Source organism: Providencia sp. 2024EL-00732 (assembly GCF_044006275.1).
GTDB classification, from domain to species: Bacteria; Pseudomonadota; Gammaproteobacteria; order Enterobacterales; family Enterobacteriaceae; genus Providencia; species Providencia huashanensis.
In genome coordinates, this window is sequence record NZ_JBIPDG010000001.1 from 368,173 (window position 1) to 384,431 (window position 16,259).

Below are 16,259 nucleotides of genomic sequence, written 5' to 3' on the forward strand. Positions count from 1 at the left end.
TTACCTCCGCTGACTGAAGCTCCTTAATTACTGCACTTTTTGTTCAATCTTAATTCATATTCATGAGAAAACAGTGGGTTAGTAGACTTTTTTTACATTTTTAGACCTCTTGTGCTAATGGGAACTTAAGCACTGGAGACATCAAATCGGATAGTCTACGATGGTAAGTTAGGTTCTATATCAATAAAACCCTAACAAAGTGAGCGTATATGTCTGATAAAAAAACACCCCTTTCTTTGCTTGATTTAGCACCAATTATTCAAGGTTCCACAGCCAAGGAGGCTTTCGCTCATTCCCTTGATATCGCAAAATTAGCGGAAAAATTAGGTTATCACCGTTATTGGTTGGCAGAGCACCATAATATGACAGGGATAGCTAGTGCAGCGACTTCAGTGTTAATTGGCTACCTTGCCGCGAATACACACACTTTGAGACTTGGTTCTGGGGGCGTCATGTTACCGAACCATTCACCATTGGTGATAGCCGAGCAATTTGGCACACTTAATACGTTGTATCCTGAGCGAATTGATTTAGGTATTGGGCGAGCTCCTGGAAGTGACCAAAGGACAATGCAAGCATTACGTCGTCATATGAATACGGATATTGATAATTTCCCGCAAGATGTAGCACAAATCGTGAGTTGGTTTGATGCAACTAACCCAGAGCCTGCGGTACGCCCGGTTCCTGGGTATGGTGAGAAAATCCCCGTATGGCTACTCGGCTCAAGCTTATACAGTGCGAGGTTAGCGGCTCAAATGGGGTTGCCATTTGCGTTTGCTTCACATTTTGCACCGGACTTGCTGCTGCAAGCACTTGAGGTTTATCGTGCTAACTTTAAGCCATCATCACGGTTGTCAAAACCTTATGCCATGGTCTGCATTAATATTATTGCGGCAGACACTCAGCGCGAGGCCGAGTTTTTATTTACGTCGATGCAACAAGCTTTCGTTATGTTACGCCGAGGTCAGCCATCGCAGCTTCCCGCCCCTGTTGAAAGTATGGAAAACATTTGGTCGCCAGCAGAGGAATTTGGTGTGCAACAAGCATTGGGGATGTCATTAGTGGGGGATAAAACTAAGGTGGGTTACGGTTTACAAACCATTTTACGCCAAACTCAAGCCGATGAAATCATGGTAAATGGTCAAATTTTCGATCATCAAGCACGTTTATATTCCTTCGAGTTAGCTATGCAAGTCATGAATGAAATTGTTTAAATTAGCTTCATAGCATTTGTTTGCAAGAGCGCGGGCAATCAACTTTTATTCATAACCAGAAAAGATAACCCAGAGAACTCTGGGTCATTGACGGTTAGCAAGCGATTTGCGGGTGGTGAGGCTCTAAAGGCGGTAAACCATGCGCTGCTCGCGCTCTGTCACAGGCTTCATTATATATTCCATCCTGCCAAGATTGCTCAAATTCACGACACGGCGTAGGCCTTTGAGCATAAATGGAACAAGATACACATTTACCTATTGTACCTTCTAGGGCGGTACAACGGGTGTTTTGTTTTTGGTTAGTACCCTGCATACAGCTCATAAACGGCGTAATCTGCTCAGTTAAATGTTGGGGAACAACACCGCCGCCGCTTTCGGCTTCAGCCCAATAAAATGAGACACGAAAATAGGCGCAACAAGCACCGCAGCTTATACAGGGGTTATCTGAAGGATCAGTTTTTAGTATATGGACATTAGTCATATAAAGATAAAACTCCAAATATTTAAAACGATTAGAAATGTTAATGTTAATCGAAATATAGATATTGAATTAAACTTGGTAATTCATTGTATTGAAGTAATATGTATTGATGGTAGACATATGCAATGTTGAAATCACATAAGAAATGGTACTGCATTTGGGGTTGTTTTTAGTGCTTTAAAAAACTTCCCCAAAACCCCACCAAAATTTATCCCCAAAATAGTATGGAAACCGAGTCGATTAAATTACAACAATTTGCCATTCTTTTCCACGATCATCATTATATTTATCTGTCATTATTTGGGTTCGATGACCAAGTAATTTTTGTGTATCTATCCCTTGTTCTCTGTACAATCTTTCAGATAATGATCTAAGTTCATGGAAAGATGGTGCAGCGCCATCTTCCCATTCCAGCCCACATTTGTTTCGTGCATTCTTAAATGATGTAGTTAATGATGCATTTGATACCTGCCCTCCAATTTTTGCATTACCTGATGTGTGTTTGTAATGTAGTAGGTATGGGTTAACAACGAGATCTCGACAGATAGAAATAACATCACCTAGCGTTAGGTTTAATGCATCACACTTCAATGACAGCGGTATTGCTAGCTTGGTCCCTGTTTTTTTTCTTGTTGTACATGTAACATTCCATCCCAAATATCTGAGAATTTCATCTTTGTAATGTCGCCAAGCCGTAGTCCTGTTATAACCGCTAATAGCATCCCGCAACGTAAATAATGTTGGTGGTTTGCGGATTGCTTATAAATTTCTTCCCATTCTTCAAATGATAAACGCTCACGCTTGACCTTGTTTCTTGGTTTTTTGGTGGCCTGAGCAGGATTATAACCAGGAGGAACATGGCCCATGTGCTGTGCTTCTTTAAAATATCGATAAGAACAAAACGCACAACTTGTGCCATTCTGTTGTGCCCTAGTGCTTTTACTTCATCAATGATCCTAGCTATTTCTAAAAAGACATATTGATATCCATAGAGGTAAATAATAATTGAACTAAAAAAATAATATTACTGATTATATGGAAGAGAGGATAAACCTTAACAGTACGCTGATTAAGCATCCTGACAGTACGTATATGCTGCGCGTCGAGGGTAATTTGATGATTGATGCAAACATTAATGATGGTGATGTTATTATTGTCGATAGCGCACTGGTGGCAAGGGATGATGACATAGTGATTGCTAGCGTTCTATGTTAATGCCTATGAATCCTGAGTATTCGCCTATTTTGATTGGTGACATGCAAGACCTTCAAATATTTGGGGTTGTAACTTACATTATTCACAAAGCTATGTGAGTGTTGTTACCTAAGTACAGTGCTAATTTTTATGGGTTTCCCATGGCTAATATGTAGTGAAAAAGTGATAAGTGTCGATTACGTAGAGTATTGCAAGAGTCTAGCTATGTCTCTTTTGATAGTTTGAGCGATAGTATTCGAAGTGTTATGGGTAGTCTATCTTCACAACTGGGGTTGTTAAGTTAGCTTAAACACTTTAATATGGTCATAGTTATTTTAAGCATATTGCTTAATTACCAGTCAAAATGTCATTAATTTAAACTAACAAGGGGGCTATATGAGAACTGAACATACCAGATCTACAAAAACAATTAGCCATGGAACAGAACTTGTTAACACATTTTTTGATGATTCCTCAGAAAAAAGATTCTCTGTTCGCCGTTTAAGTGAAAGGACAGATCCAAATCGTCAGTTATTTATTGTTATCATAGATGATGAATTTAATAGTAGTGACTTCAAAGTAGCACCGTATGCAGAGGTCATGGTTATTAAAGATCAAATGAAATTTATAGTGAATCCTTCAAAACAGTATCCATCATTGAAGGATATGTTTAACAACATAAATAGCGCTATAGAAAAATCAGTCTTTGGTTTCATAAATAAATTTCAGTAATTTAGTATGGAAGCATAGTTAATGGCGCCTGACTTAGTCGACTCTTATTCAAAAAATCTCAAGGTTAAGCCAGTAAGCATATCAGAAACAGAAATTGATAGATTCTATCATTTATCATCAGCAGGTGATTTATTAGAGGTAGTTGAGTATCTACTCAATGGTGGAGATCACGACTTTTACATAGAAATAATAAAAGTTAATTGCACTGACAATGATTTCTTCAATTTGCACTCCCGCTAAGCTAACATAACCTAAATTAAATAGTGGAGTAGTGAGAAGGAAAATAAAACTGAAAAGGCAATAGAATGCTTTATTGTGCTTGTCTGCATTGGAGCTTTCGTTATGACTATAGTCGCTCTGTCGTTAACACTAGACTATAAATAACACAGTTATGTTCAATGGATAATCTAGCCCGTCCTTGTGCTTGTAATCTAGATCACACATTACGCCTCTTGATTGAGGTTTTTTGCTTTGCTGTAAATAAAATCAGTAACGCCTTCCCTAAAACAAATGGTTAAATATGCTTAACTAATATATTGAGGATTCGGTAATGGATTTAGTATCAATAGGTATTGCAGGTTTTTTATTTATTGTGCTTATTATTCTTTTAGTAATTAAGCAAAAAGAAAAGAAAAATTATGAAGCTCAATTAATACGATACAAACCAATCATTGACGCCGAAAAAGAAGCGAAAAAAATTCTAGAGGCGACCTCAAAGGAGGAAAAAGACAGATTAAAAAATTTAGAAAAAGAAGAACAAAAATTGAGAAGAGCCGTCGATGCTGAAGTTTTAAAAAAAAGAAAAGCAATAGACGAGGAGGTTAAAGAAAAAACTAATGAAATCGAAAGTAAAGAGTACCAATCACAAAGAGCTATTGAAGAGCAAAAAGAGGCGTTAGTTCTTTTAAAAGAGGATTATAACGAAAAACGCAAACAACTGGTTGCTCTGACCGAAAAACTGACATTAGTGAATGATAGCGTTGAAATGTTAGATTATGGGATATATAAGCCTCGTTTTGACTACCATGACTCTAAGGCATATCAAGAAGCAATCGTAAAAAACAAAGAGAAACAAAAAAAATTAATACGGAATGACCAAGCTTGTTATACCCAGTCTGGTTGGACTGTGAATGGCAGTGAAACTGAAGGTCGACGTATGACTAAGCAGTATGTAAAGCTTTTGGTGAGGGCGTTTAATAGTGAGTGTGATGCTGCTTTAGCAAAAGTTAAAGCCAGTAATGTTGAGCAATTAATTAAGCGTGTAGAAAATGCATTTGAGGCTTTAAATAAATTTGGGCAAACAGTCGGAATCAAAATTACAGGTGAATATCTCGCAATTAGACTGGATGAAATTTTATTAGCACATGAAAAAGAACAAAAAATTCAGGATGAAAAAGATATCTTACGTGAAGAAAGAGAATTACAGCGTGAAGAGGAAAAAGCTCAGCGAGAATATGAAAAAGCAATAAAAGAAGAACAGAAAGCAGAAAAAGATTTTCAAAAAGCAATGGATAAGGCAAGAAAAGAACTAGAAAAGGCAAATGCAGAAGAAAAGGAAAAAATCGAGGCTAGAATAGCAGAATTGGAAAATAAATTAGCAGAGGCTCAAGCGCTATCGGAAAGAGCAAAATCACAAGCCCAATTAACTAGAAGTGGACATGTTTATGTCATCTCTAATATTGGTGCATTTGGTGAGGATGTTTATAAAATTGGTTTAACGCGTAGATTAGAGCCAGAAGAGAGGGTGAACGAATTAGGATCAGCATCGGTGCCATTTAAATTCGATATTCACGCCCTAATTTATTCCGATGATGCACCTGCATTAGAGACAAGCTTACATCAAGAATTTGTTAGCCATCGTGTCAATATGATGAATAATAGGAAAGAGTTTTTTAATATCCCACTATCCTCAATAGAGGAAAAAGTTAGAGCTCTAGGGTATGACGCTAGTTTTGATGAATATGCAGTGGCAAAGGAATATAGAGAAACTCAAAAGTTATTATCAATTGCGAAGCATGGACAAAATAAAGAAGAAACTCTAGCGGAGAAGGTAGAAGACGAATATCCGTTAATGGTATAGAATTTTACTCTAAGTCGAAATAAATATTACAAGCCTGCCTCTGCAGGTTTTTTTACACCTAATGTTTGCTAGGAATTGTGCCAACCTCAAGCTACTATTGAGGTAAATTAATCTAATATAGGTGCAGAGGGATGAAAATCAGTAAATTTTATCTGTATTTACTCTTTCCATTTGTTGGTGTTTTTTCAGCTAATACTTTAGGGAATAATACAAAGGGAAGCACAACCACAGATAAAATCAAAGAATTTAAACAAAAGCAAAGTAATGATTTTAGGGAATTAAAAGAGAAGATTATTGAAAATGAAAATAAAGGATTACCACTTTTAGTTGATAGTCATACGATGGTTACAAAAGTATCTCAAGATGACGATTATATTGTTATGACATATGAGATTAAAGGCATTCCAATTGAGGTGTTTAAGAGTGATATTGCCGTAGATAATGCAAAGAAGATTCTTACAGCAAATTATTGCCAAGATGAATCCAATATGAATTTATGGAGAGTGGTATTTTCATCGGGGATAAGACACCTATATTATATTGATAGCAACGAGGCTATGAAGGTTGAAATTAAACCAAGTGAGTGCAATCAAAGTGTTAAAAAGGTTATAGCCAGTTAATTTTCTCCCAATTTCGGCACTAAGAAACTAGACTGATAAAAAACTGAATGTGAGGGTGAGATGAGAAGAATTCTTCAATTATTTTTATTGTCACTGACTGTTTTGGCTATTGGGATTTGCCCAGTGCTTGCCAGCGAATACGTAGCAAATAGATATAGCTAAATATAAAAAAGTGACCTCTATGAGCTTTGGTATACTAGTAGTAATGAAAAGGATACTTCAGGGGTGATCTTTATTTATGTGAATAAAGATGGAACGGCGATAGATGCTATGATTGGTAAAAATGATAGTGAAGCAATAAAAGTAAAACAAAGCTCATTATGGACATATGATGAAGATAAAAATATTTTTAAGCAGGATATAAAAGAAATTTCAATTCAGGTAGGTAATGAAGAGTCTGAAATATCACACCCTAATGAAATAATGACATCGTCTATATTCGAGTATTTGCTGACCATATCGACCCAAACAAAGACGCAGATGGTGTAATACTCAAAAAACTGCATACAGGTATTTACCAGTTACACGGTGTTCTTGGCCTACACTCTGATACGAGTTGGAGGGGCATTAACGCTGGTATTACGATCCCATGCGGCATTAACCAACTTCCACTTGTGTATGCGCTTTATGATGTGCTTGAGAAAGGCAAACCACATCCATTTGACGGCCGTATTGTCGAGCCCGATGAGGATGGTGATATTGTTCTTTATACATCCTATCGTCAGCATGATTTACCACAAAACATACAGTATGAGTGATTCAAGCTTTATCTTGAGTTTTTGCGTGATGCAACAGAAGATGAAGAATCAATACCAGGCTTTGATGGAAAAGTTGAATTAACACCAGGAGAGCCTTATGACATTCCGAATGGTCACTGGATCGATGTTCGTGTAAACATGCCATCTAACTCTATCTACAATCAAAAGCAAGCTGAAGTAGAGAGACTCGCTAAGCTAGAAGCAGAGCAATTAGAGCAAGAAGAAGCTAAACGTGTTGCTGAAAAAGCAAAATGTAAAAATATTATTGCAATATATTGCCATCTGTTTCGTAAATATGTAAATATTATGTTAAGGCATTTGCAGTAAGATGTTAATTACACCAAGGGGAATAACATGAATAGTACTAACTCAATTTCCAGCCAAGTGGGACTTAATCTTAAGAAGTTAAGATGTGACGCTGGTTTCACCGCTTTTCAATTTGCTAAATTGGTAGGTATAAAAAGCGAACAGCAACTATATCGTTATGAACGAGGAGTTAACAAAATAGGTATAGATGAGTTAGTAGCCGCTTTGAAGGCTCTGGACATTAGTATTGGTGACTTTTTCGAACAGATAGATAAGGAAAGCTTAGCTACTGATGAGTTTGTGGATATTGATAAAGAAAAGCATTATATCGAGACTCAGATGATAATTGACCCTTCTTCCAATACTTATTAGTAATTAGAGGTTAGGGGGATAATACTAACGGATAGATAACCTACCATAATTAAGATGCGCCAGCTCGAGTAGTTGGCGCACTTAGATCACTTGTCAAAATATTCCATTTCGGCTTCTTGGGTTTCCGGAAGCCAATCACCATAGTTAAATATCTCTTCCAGTGTTTCTTCAATATAAGTTTTCTTTTTGCTGAGTTTATATGCAGTAATATGGGATGTAAATCAAGAAATTTTATTAATCAGACTCAACAAGAGGTTAAAAGCAGTTCCCCAAAACTATTTAAATAATCTTGATCTATCATGTGGTTAAATGAATCACTTGAAAGCGTTAATTTGGACGTATTTTGATTATTTATTTCTTTAATATTAATCGGTTGCATTACTTTTCATGCTGTGAACATTAGTCATATTAAAAACCACAAATAAATGTTGATAGAATTCCCATAGAACATGGGATGACGCAACACAAGCAGGAAGCTCAAGAAAACGTTGCTCAGATTTTATTATCTAATGTTATGTTAGTTGATGGCAATGATTTTCAGTATAAAAGCCCGTGTTTTATTACTAAATGCAGGGTTAATGTGATTAATCATAAATTTACAGCAATAAAAAACCTGCTAATAAGCAGGTTTTTGTATCGATGAATGTTTAAAAACTAGACATGTTTTAATTCGCCATCATCGTCTTGGTTAAATACGGTTTTATCCGTTTCTCCCATAAGTTGGCTCGTCACCGTACCGGCGGTCATTGAACCACTGACGTTTAATGCGGTACGACCCATATCAATTAATGGTTCAACAGAGATTAATAGTGCGACTAAAGTGACGGGTAGCCCCATTGCTGGCAACACAATTAATGCTGCGAATGTTGCGCCACCACCGACACCAGCAACCCCTGCTGAACTGATTGTGACAATACCAACTAACGTTGCGATCCAGAGGGGATCGAATGGGTTAATCCCCATTGTTGGTGCCACCATGACGGCTAACATAGCAGGGTAAATACCGGCACAACCATTTTGACCAATGGTTGCCCCAAAAGAGGCCGAGAAACTGGCAATAGATTCAGGAATACCGAAACGACGAGTTTGTGTTTCAATATTTAATGGAATACTTGCTGCGCTCGAACGGCTCGTAAATGCAAATGTTAATACAGGGCCTGCCTTCTTAAAGAATTTAATTGGGTTTAAGCCGGTAGAGGTAACCAATATACCGTGTACAACAAACATGATGGCTAGTGCCACATAGGATGCGACAACGAAAGTACCCAAGTTAATAATGTCGTGAAGATTCGAACTCGCAACCACTTTAATCATTAGCGCCATAACACCATAAGGGGTTAAACGCATCACTAAGCGAACTAACTTCATCGCCCATGCTTGTAATACATCAATTGCTGCTAATGCTTTTTCACCGCGCTCTTTGTCATCTTTAAACAGTTGTAAAGCGGCTACCCCTAAAAAGGCAGCAAAGATAACGACACTGATTATCGATGTTGGATTAGCACCGGTTAAATCTGCGAATGGGTTTTTAGGGATAAAGGATAAGATTAACTGAGGTACAGTTAAGTCAGAGACTTTACCAATGTAGTTACTTTCAATAGCGGATAGGCGAGCTGTTTCTGACTGGCCTTGGACTAGGCCTTCAGCAGTCAAACCAAATACGTTAGCAATTAAAATACCAACTAATGCGGCAATAGCCGTGGTAAACAACAATGTACCAATGGTTAAAAAACTAATTTTACCCAGTGATGACGCTTTATGTAGCCTTGCTACTGCGCTTAAAATTGAAGCAAACACTAATGGCATAATTACCATTTGTAATAGCTGAACATAACCATTACCAACAATATTAAACCATAGAATGGAGTCTTTTACCGTTTGATGACCACTGCCATAAACTAGGTGCAGTATAACGCCATAGGCGACACCAAAAACCAGACCTACTAACACTTTTTTAGATAGGCTCCAGCCTTTAGCTCCCAGTTTTGCCAACAGTATTAGCAGTGCTACAAAGCCGAGCACATTAATAATTAGAGGAATATTCATTCCGAACTCCAAATCATATTTTTATAAGGTATGTTACTTGCCCTTTAATCCTTAATGGTTATAAGGATTTAGTTGCTTCAAACAACTGGTTATATGTTATCAATAGAAAAAGCACTTTTCTTATATCAAATGGTAATAAGATAGTATTATTCATACTTACAGTATATGACAAAACTTTAATTTAGATAGCAAAGTGAGTATCTAACTGATAATGAATGTATTTTATCACATTCTCAATTTGGCTATAAAAATCCAGTTGGTATCCAATAGGCAAAAAACAGGCACAAACCGTCAAAATAACAGCAATAAAACGCTCTGTTCGTTTGCTATTTTTCCCTCGAATAATGGGAAAACAAAAACGTTGAGGTAATGGCCATAAAAACGGTACACCAGATGGTGTAAGCATATCGGCGATTAGGTGGCTGAGGTAACCTAATAAAAAGGCTTGAATAAGGTCATTTGGCACTTGCCATTCTACTGGCATCCATTGATAACAAGCTGCCATTACTAGTAACCATGCAACTAAGCTATGAGTAAAACCCCGGTGACCGCAGAGTTTAGAAATTGGTAATGAAAAAATGCGTAGCAACCTGCCGGGAAGAGATGAAGGGTGGTCAATATCGGGCAATAACGCGCCTAATAATGCACCCGGAACCATGTGTAGCCAATCACCTTGAGCAAGCTCAGGGGTGAGTTGAAGTTTATGGGCCATTATTAAAGAGGCGACGGAAAAAAGCAGATGCCCTTCAGCAGTCATGGTGGATAAAATACCATCTGTTTATCTATACAGTTAATTGGCAGTATAAAGTGTTTGAAAAGAATATGATAGAGGCAGAAAGGTAAAAAAACTCTTATTTATTAGCAAATAAGGAAAGGATTTTATATTTTTAAGCAAATCCCCTACCTAAGTAGGCAGGGGTGAGTGATAATTAATCAACATACTGATTCTTAACGTAAATGCTCAGCCTTTAACTCATTCAAAGAGGTGAGCTTGATATCGGCTAAGCCAAAGCGAGGGTCATTAAAATGCTGGCTATCAGGCACAACAATAGAGCGCATTCTTGCAGCCTTCGCAGAAATCATACCGTTAAAAGAGTCTTCCAATGAAACACAATTAATTGGTTTAGTTGATAATTCAGAGGCTGCTTTAAGGTAAACTTCTGGGTGTGGTTTACTCATCGGTAAATCCGCTGCGGAAACGACGGCAGAAAAGTAGTCACGAATATCCAGTAAGTTTAACACTTTTTCTAACATGTACAGGGGGGAAGCCGAAGCGAGGGCAATTTTTAGATCCATCGAGCGGCAAAGTTCCATCGCATGTTGTACGCCTGGCAAAATGGGGCGAGTTTCTTCAACTAAGCCAACAACTCGGTCAATAATTCGTTGTTTGGCTTCTTCTTGGCTACATCCTTGCCAAGGGGAAGCGTGGTACCAAAGTTCAACCACATGGTCAATACGTAAACCCAGTGTATCAGGCAGGGTATCTGCAATTGAAACGTCGACACCAAGTTGTGAAAAAACTTCAAGTTCAGCCTGTGCCCAGAAAGGTTCCGAGTCGATCAATAAACCATCCATATCAAAAATAACCGATTGGATGGGAAGGTTATGGTACATATCAAAACTCCATTCAGGTCGTATTAATTAACGAGCCAACTATAGTACCAGCAAAGGGCTAATATTCGTATTAATTGACATCAGTATTATCAGCTTTATGGCAAGATAATTAGGCATTCTGCGCGATAAATCGCCTTGAACCCAGGATGTTAGTATGTTGAACATTCTGAAAGTCGAATTATTACTATCAATAATGAATTGAAATTTGGAGGCATTTCATTATTTCAGCTATTATTAGCCATGAAAGTTTATCAAGAATAATAACTCTGAGGAAAAGCAGTAATGAATTACCACAATGCCAATTATGTCGCGATCGGCAAACGTATTTTTGGGTGGGTTGTTTTTCTGGTAGCATTAATTTCGACGTTAGCGTCTTTAATTAAACTTGCTGGCATGAAAGGGCTTGCAGGTGAAGGCATTAATGCGGTTGCCAATGACTTTATTAAATTAATGGCTGAAATGGTACGTCAAACGACACCGTTTTTAAATTTCTTTTGGAATAACTCACCAGTGCCTCAAGTCGCGAATGGCTTTTCAGGTAGCAATATCGGTTTTATCATTATTTTTATCTTTATTTTTGTTGGGCTAGCGCTTAGTGCTTCAGGTTTACGTATGTACCGGCAAATTAAATTTATTCGCGAAAGCTTAGAAGACCACGTGATTATAGAAAAAGCGAAGGGGTTAGAAATTTCCAAAGAAGAACTCGAAGCAAAAGTGACTATTCCACGGCACACTATTTTTACACAATTTTTTATTCTTTATTTTTGGCCTATTGTTTTAGGAATTGCCTTGTATTTTCTATTACGTTTCTTGAACTGGTGATTTTCAAATTTTACGTTATGAGAGTGTTGGCTGTGTTTAGCGACTCGGGGCACATACTTAGGTATGCTCCCCGAGATATCAGTATTTACCGCTAATTCATAACGCAACTTATTTGGCTGGTTGATACTTTGTGATTAGAGTTGCTAAAAAGTTATTTTTCGTTGAGTAGGTTATCTACAATAGTACGTGCTAATTGATAACTTTGTTCATTACCAAAAATATGGGCTTGATTGATTAAATAATACAACTGGTAAATGGGTTGCCTATCTAAAAAACCATTTGGAAGTGGCCAAACGCTTTGGTAGCCATCAATAATTTGTATTGGTAATTCTTTATATAGTGGGAGCATAGCAATATCACATTCTCTATCTCCCCAATAACATGCTGGGTCATAAAGTACGCCATCAATTTGATGGGTGATAGAGCAGTTAGCAGGCCATAAATCGCCGTGTAAAAGAGAGGGTTGGGGTTGGTGACCTGCTAGCTTGTGTTTAACAATATCGACAATTTGCTGAATATCGGCAAAAACCATCCCTTTTTCTGAGGCAAGTTGTAATTGTAAGCCAATCCGCTTTTCTGCAAAGAATGAATTCCAGCGCTTTTCCCAACCATTGGGCTGAACCACAGTGCTTAGCATGGTATCAAAATCAAACCCATAGCTGGGTTGCTCTTCCCATTGATGTAACCTTGCTAATTGTTGACCAAAGTGCCAAGCGTTGGTGCTATCAAAGGGTTTAAGAGGAAAATATTCGAGAAGAAGAAAGCTGTGGTGTTTGTTACTACCTACACCATAAACCTTTGGTACAGTTATGGTTTGGCTTTTAGCGAGCATTTCAAGTTGTTCGGCTTCTTGCTTGAACAAAGGTAAAAATTCACGCCGATTTTGCTTAATGAACACGGTATGGTCGCCGTAGTCAATTCGTAGCGTATGGTGAATATCACCACCAGAGAGAATGACTTTGTTACGTAGCTCTGCCTCACCTAAGTGTTCACTTAATAAACGACACATTGCTTGCCACATGACTCACCTCGCCTCTGCTTTGGTATTCATTAATACAATACTATAGTGATAATTTAGGAATTAACAGTGATAATTGTTTAAAAATAAGAGGGTATCACGAAAAAACTGAATAATTATCAGGTATAAAACCTAAATCTAGGTTATTGTAGAGGCGGTTCGGTTTACTTGTTTTTTATTAATTAACCTCGAGGTCTGCTGGAGAAAATAATTAACCATTTTAATGGTGTTGTTAGTTAATAATTTTATCAATAAAAGAGGAGGGATATCAGTATGCCAAAGTGTTTGTATGTTATCTTTATTCAGAAAGGAAAAAGCTGAACTTATCATACAGCGGCTCAGCTTTTATTTTTTCTCTCAATGCATTATGCGGTATGCATACTTTGATGGTTAGTTTGGTTTCTTTTTCGAGCTAACACTAATTTGCTATATAACAGAGCAATTACAAAATAAACTGCTTGAGTCACTACAATTGTTGGCCCAGTGGTAGCGTTGATATGGAAGCTTAGAATAGTTCCTATCACACTTGATGTTACCGAAGCGATAATCGCGACAACGAGCATTTTCCCGAAGCTCCGACACAGAACAAACGCAATAATTCCCGGTGAGATCAGCATGGCAATAACCAGAATGATCCCAACAGCTTGCAGTGAAGCGACAATGGTTAATGCAAGTAAAGACAGTAAACCATAATGAATCAGCTTGACGGGTAGGCCAATCACACGGGCTTGGTTTGGATCAAAACAATAAAGCATAAAGTCTTTACGCTTCAGTAAAATAATTGCGATGGTGATTCCGGCAAACAGTAAAATCTGTTTAAACTCACTATTGGTTATCCCTAAAATATCACCAAAAAGAATATGTGTGAGGTGCTGCTCAGTATCGATTTTGGCAAACATAACCAAACCAATGGCAAACATACCTGAGAAAACGATCCCCATAACTGTATCTTCTTTTATTCGGCTATTTTCTTTTAAATAACCTGTTGCAACAGCACAGAATAAACCCGAAGCAAATGCCCCAATAGCGAGAGGGATACCTAATACTGAAGCGATAATAATACCCGGCAAAACAGCATGGGAAATAGCATCCCCCATTAGTGACCAGCCCTTTAACACCAAAAAACACGAGAGAATAGCACAGACGGTCCCAGTGACTATTGCGGTAACGAGTGCTTTTTGCATAAATGGAAATGCAAACGGAGCCATCAATACGTCAATAAAATCACTCATGAGATGCTCCTTGTTGGTGTGATTGGTGGAGCTGGGCGACTTCTTTCCTTGCCTTACGGCGTGAAGCAAAAATACCGTGTTTAGGTGCAAAGAAGAATGCCAGCAGGAAAATAATGGTTTGTAATGTGACGATAAGACCACCAGTAGCACCATTAAGGAAATAGCTGATATAAGCACCAACTGCGCTCGTGACTGTGCCAATGGTAACTGAAATTATAAGTAAGCGCTTAAACTGATCAGTTAATAAATATGCGGTTGCTCCTGGGGTAACTACCATGGCAATAACTAATATAGCGCCAACAGTTTGTAATGCTGCGACCGTACAAGCACTTAATAACGTGAAGAAAATAATTTTCAGACGTAACGGGTTTAACCCAATAGAACGAGCATGGCTTTCATCGAAGAAGACGGCTAATAAATCTTTCCATAGACATAGTAAAACGATGAATGAAACACCGATAATAATTTCTACTTGTAAGACATCAGCATCAGCAATGCCTAAAATATTACCGAAAATAATACTTTGCACATTTACTGAAGTCGGGTTTAAAGAAACAATCAATAAACCTGCAGCGAAAAATGTGGAAAAAATAAAGCCTATGACAGCATCTTCACGTAACCGCGTTAAATGTTTTATTAATGTCATGGCAAGTGCCGCAAGGATACCAGTAAAGAAAGCCCCCGCAGCATAAGGTAAACCTAACGCATAAGCACCAGCCACGCCTGGAACAACGGAGTGGGAAAGTGCGTCTCCCATTAATGACCAGCCCTTTAACATCAAATATGCAGATAAAAAAGCACAGACTGCACCGACAATGGCGCTTACCCAAATGGCTTTTACCATAAAGTCATATTGAAAGGGCTGTAATAACATTTCAATCATTCGGAACCCTTAGTTTGATTTTTTCGAACTGGCGCATCATGGTCATGACCATAGAAGACAGCAGCTCTTTCATCATCGGTAATAACAGTAACAGAACGCGGGTCATCGTCGTCATGAAGTTCTTGACCTGACAAGTTGATATGGCGCAAGACCCCACCAAAGGCTTGTTGTAAATTTCGTTGTGTAAATGTGGTTTCGGTCGGACCACTCGCCAACACAGTGCGATTAATTAAAATCACATGATCACAAAATTCAGGAACACTCCCTAAATTATGGGTTGAAACTAAAATCAGGTGCCCTTCATCCCGCAAACTGCGTAATAGGTCGATAATGGCATTTTCTGTTTTAACATCAACACCGGTAAACGGTTCATCAAGTAATAGAACTTTACCTTCTTGTGCGAGAGCCCGAGCGAGAAAAACCCGTTTCTTTTGACCACCGGAGAGTTCGCCTATCTGACGATGCTCAAGCCCTGTAAGGTCAACTCTATCTAGCGCCATTTTTACGGCATCTTTATCTGCTTGTTTGGGAATACGGAAAAAACCCATTTTTCCGTAACGCCCCATCATCACAACATCTGAAACTAAAACGGGAAAATTCCAGTCAACTTCTTCTGTTTGTGGAACATAAGCAATGACGTTTTCTTTTAAGGCAGCTTTGATGGGTTGTTCGTTTAACATTACACTGCCAGAAGATGGGGTGACTAGCCCCATAATCGTTTTAAACAGCGTCGATTTACCACTCCCATTTACGCCAACGAGAGCACAAATAGAGCCACCTGAGATATTGAAGCTTGCGTCATAGATAGCTGTATGGCCATTGTTATAGGTTACAGTTGCATCATCGACGATAAGATTCGGGTGTTCGAATTGATTAGAGTGATTCAT

The 16,259-nt window shown here is 38.1% G+C and carries 17 protein-coding genes and 1 pseudogene; 9 read left to right on the top strand and 9 right to left on the bottom strand.

All coding sequences use genetic code 11. The features are described from left to right. Positions 1-209 precede the first annotated feature (209 nt). Positions 210-1,214, top strand: a complete 1,005-nt coding sequence (locus ACHB7C_RS01660) for an LLM class flavin-dependent oxidoreductase (protein ID WP_042844093.1) — start codon at positions 210-212, stop codon at positions 1,212-1,214. Between the two features lie 94 nt (positions 1,215-1,308). Here the strand turns inward: ACHB7C_RS01660 and ACHB7C_RS01665 are convergent, their stop codons facing one another. Next, positions 1,309-1,695: a YkgJ family cysteine cluster protein gene (locus ACHB7C_RS01665; RefSeq protein ID WP_042844092.1), complete on the bottom strand. Its 387-nt coding sequence runs from the start codon at positions 1,693-1,695 to the stop codon at positions 1,309-1,311. 240 nt (positions 1,696-1,935) lie between these two features. Further along, positions 1,936-2,665: pseudogene (locus ACHB7C_RS01670) on the bottom strand (tyrosine-type recombinase/integrase); the annotation flags it as partial. 65 nt (positions 2,666-2,730) lie between these two features. On the opposite strand from ACHB7C_RS01670, the gene ACHB7C_RS01675 reads away from it, so the two are divergent. The 7 genes from ACHB7C_RS01675 to ACHB7C_RS01705 all read left to right on the top strand — a co-directional run bounded on the left by ACHB7C_RS01675 (position 2,731) and on the right by ACHB7C_RS01705 (position 7,757). Next, complete coding sequence (locus ACHB7C_RS01675; RefSeq protein ID WP_306804048.1) at positions 2,731-2,910, top strand: S24 family peptidase; 180 nt, start codon at positions 2,731-2,733, stop codon at positions 2,908-2,910. Between the two features lie 375 nt (positions 2,911-3,285). Further along, the gene (locus tag ACHB7C_RS01680) at positions 3,286-3,621 is read left to right on the top strand and encodes a hypothetical protein (protein ID WP_166685382.1); all 336 of its coding nucleotides are present in this window, start codon (positions 3,286-3,288) and stop codon (positions 3,619-3,621) included. A gap of 550 nt (positions 3,622-4,171) precedes the next feature. Beyond that, positions 4,172-5,701 (top strand): DUF4041 domain-containing protein, encoded by a 1,530-nt coding sequence (locus tag ACHB7C_RS01685; protein ID WP_166685385.1) that lies wholly within the window; start codon positions 4,172-4,174, stop codon positions 5,699-5,701. A 131-nt stretch (positions 5,702-5,832) separates the two neighbouring features. Beyond that, the gene (locus ACHB7C_RS01690) at positions 5,833-6,321 is read left to right on the top strand and encodes a hypothetical protein (RefSeq protein ID WP_166685386.1); all 489 of its coding nucleotides are present in this window, start codon (positions 5,833-5,835) and stop codon (positions 6,319-6,321) included. A 240-nt stretch (positions 6,322-6,561) separates the two neighbouring features. Beyond that, entirely contained in the window at positions 6,562-6,810 is a 249-nt protein-coding gene (locus ACHB7C_RS01695) for a hypothetical protein (protein ID WP_166685387.1), read from the top strand. Between the two features lie 290 nt (positions 6,811-7,100). Continuing rightward, positions 7,101-7,406: a hypothetical protein gene (locus ACHB7C_RS01700; RefSeq protein ID WP_166685388.1), complete on the top strand. Its 306-nt coding sequence runs from the start codon at positions 7,101-7,103 to the stop codon at positions 7,404-7,406. 27 nt (positions 7,407-7,433) lie between these two features. After that, positions 7,434-7,757: a helix-turn-helix domain-containing protein gene (locus tag ACHB7C_RS01705; RefSeq protein WP_166685389.1), complete on the top strand. Its 324-nt coding sequence runs from the start codon at positions 7,434-7,436 to the stop codon at positions 7,755-7,757. A gap of 654 nt (positions 7,758-8,411) precedes the next feature. On the opposite strand, the gene ACHB7C_RS01710 is transcribed toward ACHB7C_RS01705, so the two are convergent. The 3 genes from ACHB7C_RS01710 to hxpB form a co-directional block, all read right to left on the bottom strand. Beyond that, positions 8,412-9,803 carry an L-cystine transporter gene (locus ACHB7C_RS01710; protein WP_042844090.1) on the bottom strand — a complete coding sequence of 464 codons (1,392 nt, stop codon included), beginning with the start codon at positions 9,801-9,803 and terminating at the stop codon, positions 8,412-8,414. 181 nt (positions 9,804-9,984) lie between these two features. Further along, positions 9,985-10,560: a metal-dependent hydrolase gene (locus tag ACHB7C_RS01715; protein WP_042844089.1), complete on the bottom strand. Its 576-nt coding sequence runs from the start codon at positions 10,558-10,560 to the stop codon at positions 9,985-9,987. 191 nt (positions 10,561-10,751) lie between these two features. Continuing rightward, positions 10,752-11,417: a hexitol phosphatase HxpB gene (gene hxpB / locus ACHB7C_RS01720; protein ID WP_042844088.1), complete on the bottom strand. Its 666-nt coding sequence runs from the start codon at positions 11,415-11,417 to the stop codon at positions 10,752-10,754. A gap of 282 nt (positions 11,418-11,699) precedes the next feature. On the opposite strand from hxpB, the gene ACHB7C_RS01725 reads away from it, so the two are divergent. Continuing rightward, positions 11,700-12,239 (top strand): YniB family protein, encoded by a 540-nt coding sequence (locus ACHB7C_RS01725; RefSeq protein WP_042844087.1) that lies wholly within the window; start codon positions 11,700-11,702, stop codon positions 12,237-12,239. 151 nt (positions 12,240-12,390) lie between these two features. Here ACHB7C_RS01725 and ACHB7C_RS01730 read toward each other — a convergent pair whose 3' ends face one another. From ACHB7C_RS01730 to ACHB7C_RS01745, 4 genes are all read right to left on the bottom strand, one after another. After that, the gene (locus ACHB7C_RS01730; RefSeq protein WP_042844086.1) at positions 12,391-13,260 is read right to left on the bottom strand and encodes a fructosamine kinase family protein; all 870 of its coding nucleotides are present in this window, start codon (positions 13,258-13,260) and stop codon (positions 12,391-12,393) included. Positions 13,261-13,622: 362 nt separating this feature from the next. Beyond that, positions 13,623-14,489, bottom strand: a complete 867-nt coding sequence (locus tag ACHB7C_RS01735; RefSeq protein WP_395346229.1) for a metal ABC transporter permease — start codon at positions 14,487-14,489, stop codon at positions 13,623-13,625. Further along, the gene (locus ACHB7C_RS01740; protein ID WP_042844083.1) at positions 14,482-15,372 is read right to left on the bottom strand and encodes a metal ABC transporter permease; all 891 of its coding nucleotides are present in this window, start codon (positions 15,370-15,372) and stop codon (positions 14,482-14,484) included. The genes ACHB7C_RS01735 and ACHB7C_RS01740 overlap by 8 nt, the downstream gene beginning before the upstream one ends. Beyond that, a complete protein-coding gene (locus ACHB7C_RS01745; RefSeq protein ID WP_042844082.1) occupies positions 15,369-16,259 on the bottom strand; it encodes a manganese/iron ABC transporter ATP-binding protein in 891 nt (296 codons plus the stop codon). Before ACHB7C_RS01745 ends, ACHB7C_RS01740 begins: the two co-directional genes overlap by 4 nt.

Bases quoted from the DNA above. Each gene is read 5' to 3' on its own strand.
- ACHB7C_RS01705 (WP_166685389.1), top strand. From the start codon at position 7,434: ATGAATAGTACTAACTCAATTTCCAGCCAAGTGGGACTTAATCTTAAG.
- ACHB7C_RS01715 (WP_042844089.1), bottom strand. From the start codon at position 10,560: ATGACTGCTGAAGGGCATCTGCTTTTTTCCGTCGCCTCTTTAATAATG.
- ACHB7C_RS01665 (WP_042844092.1), bottom strand. From the start codon at position 1,695: ATGACTAATGTCCATATACTAAAAACTGATCCTTCAGATAACCCCTGT.
- ACHB7C_RS01675 (WP_306804048.1), top strand. From the start codon at position 2,731: ATGGAAGAGAGGATAAACCTTAACAGTACGCTGATTAAGCATCCTGAC.
- ACHB7C_RS01680 (WP_166685382.1), top strand. From the start codon at position 3,286: ATGAGAACTGAACATACCAGATCTACAAAAACAATTAGCCATGGAACA.
- ACHB7C_RS01740 (WP_042844083.1), bottom strand. From the start codon at position 15,372: ATGATTGAAATGTTATTACAGCCCTTTCAATATGACTTTATGGTAAAA.
- ACHB7C_RS01735 (WP_395346229.1), bottom strand. From the start codon at position 14,489: ATGAGTGATTTTATTGACGTATTGATGGCTCCGTTTGCATTTCCATTT.
- ACHB7C_RS01685 (WP_166685385.1), top strand. From the start codon at position 4,172: ATGGATTTAGTATCAATAGGTATTGCAGGTTTTTTATTTATTGTGCTT.
- ACHB7C_RS01745 (WP_042844082.1), bottom strand. From the start codon at position 16,259: ATGAATCACTCTAATCAATTCGAACACCCGAATCTTATCGTCGATGAT.
- ACHB7C_RS01710 (WP_042844090.1), bottom strand. From the start codon at position 9,803: ATGAATATTCCTCTAATTATTAATGTGCTCGGCTTTGTAGCACTGCTA.
- ACHB7C_RS01730 (WP_042844086.1), bottom strand. From the start codon at position 13,260: ATGTGGCAAGCAATGTGTCGTTTATTAAGTGAACACTTAGGTGAGGCA.
- hxpB (WP_042844088.1), bottom strand. From the start codon at position 11,417: ATGTACCATAACCTTCCCATCCAATCGGTTATTTTTGATATGGATGGT.
- ACHB7C_RS01725 (WP_042844087.1), top strand. From the start codon at position 11,700: ATGAATTACCACAATGCCAATTATGTCGCGATCGGCAAACGTATTTTT.
- ACHB7C_RS01690 (WP_166685386.1), top strand. From the start codon at position 5,833: ATGAAAATCAGTAAATTTTATCTGTATTTACTCTTTCCATTTGTTGGT.
- ACHB7C_RS01660 (WP_042844093.1), top strand. From the start codon at position 210: ATGTCTGATAAAAAAACACCCCTTTCTTTGCTTGATTTAGCACCAATT.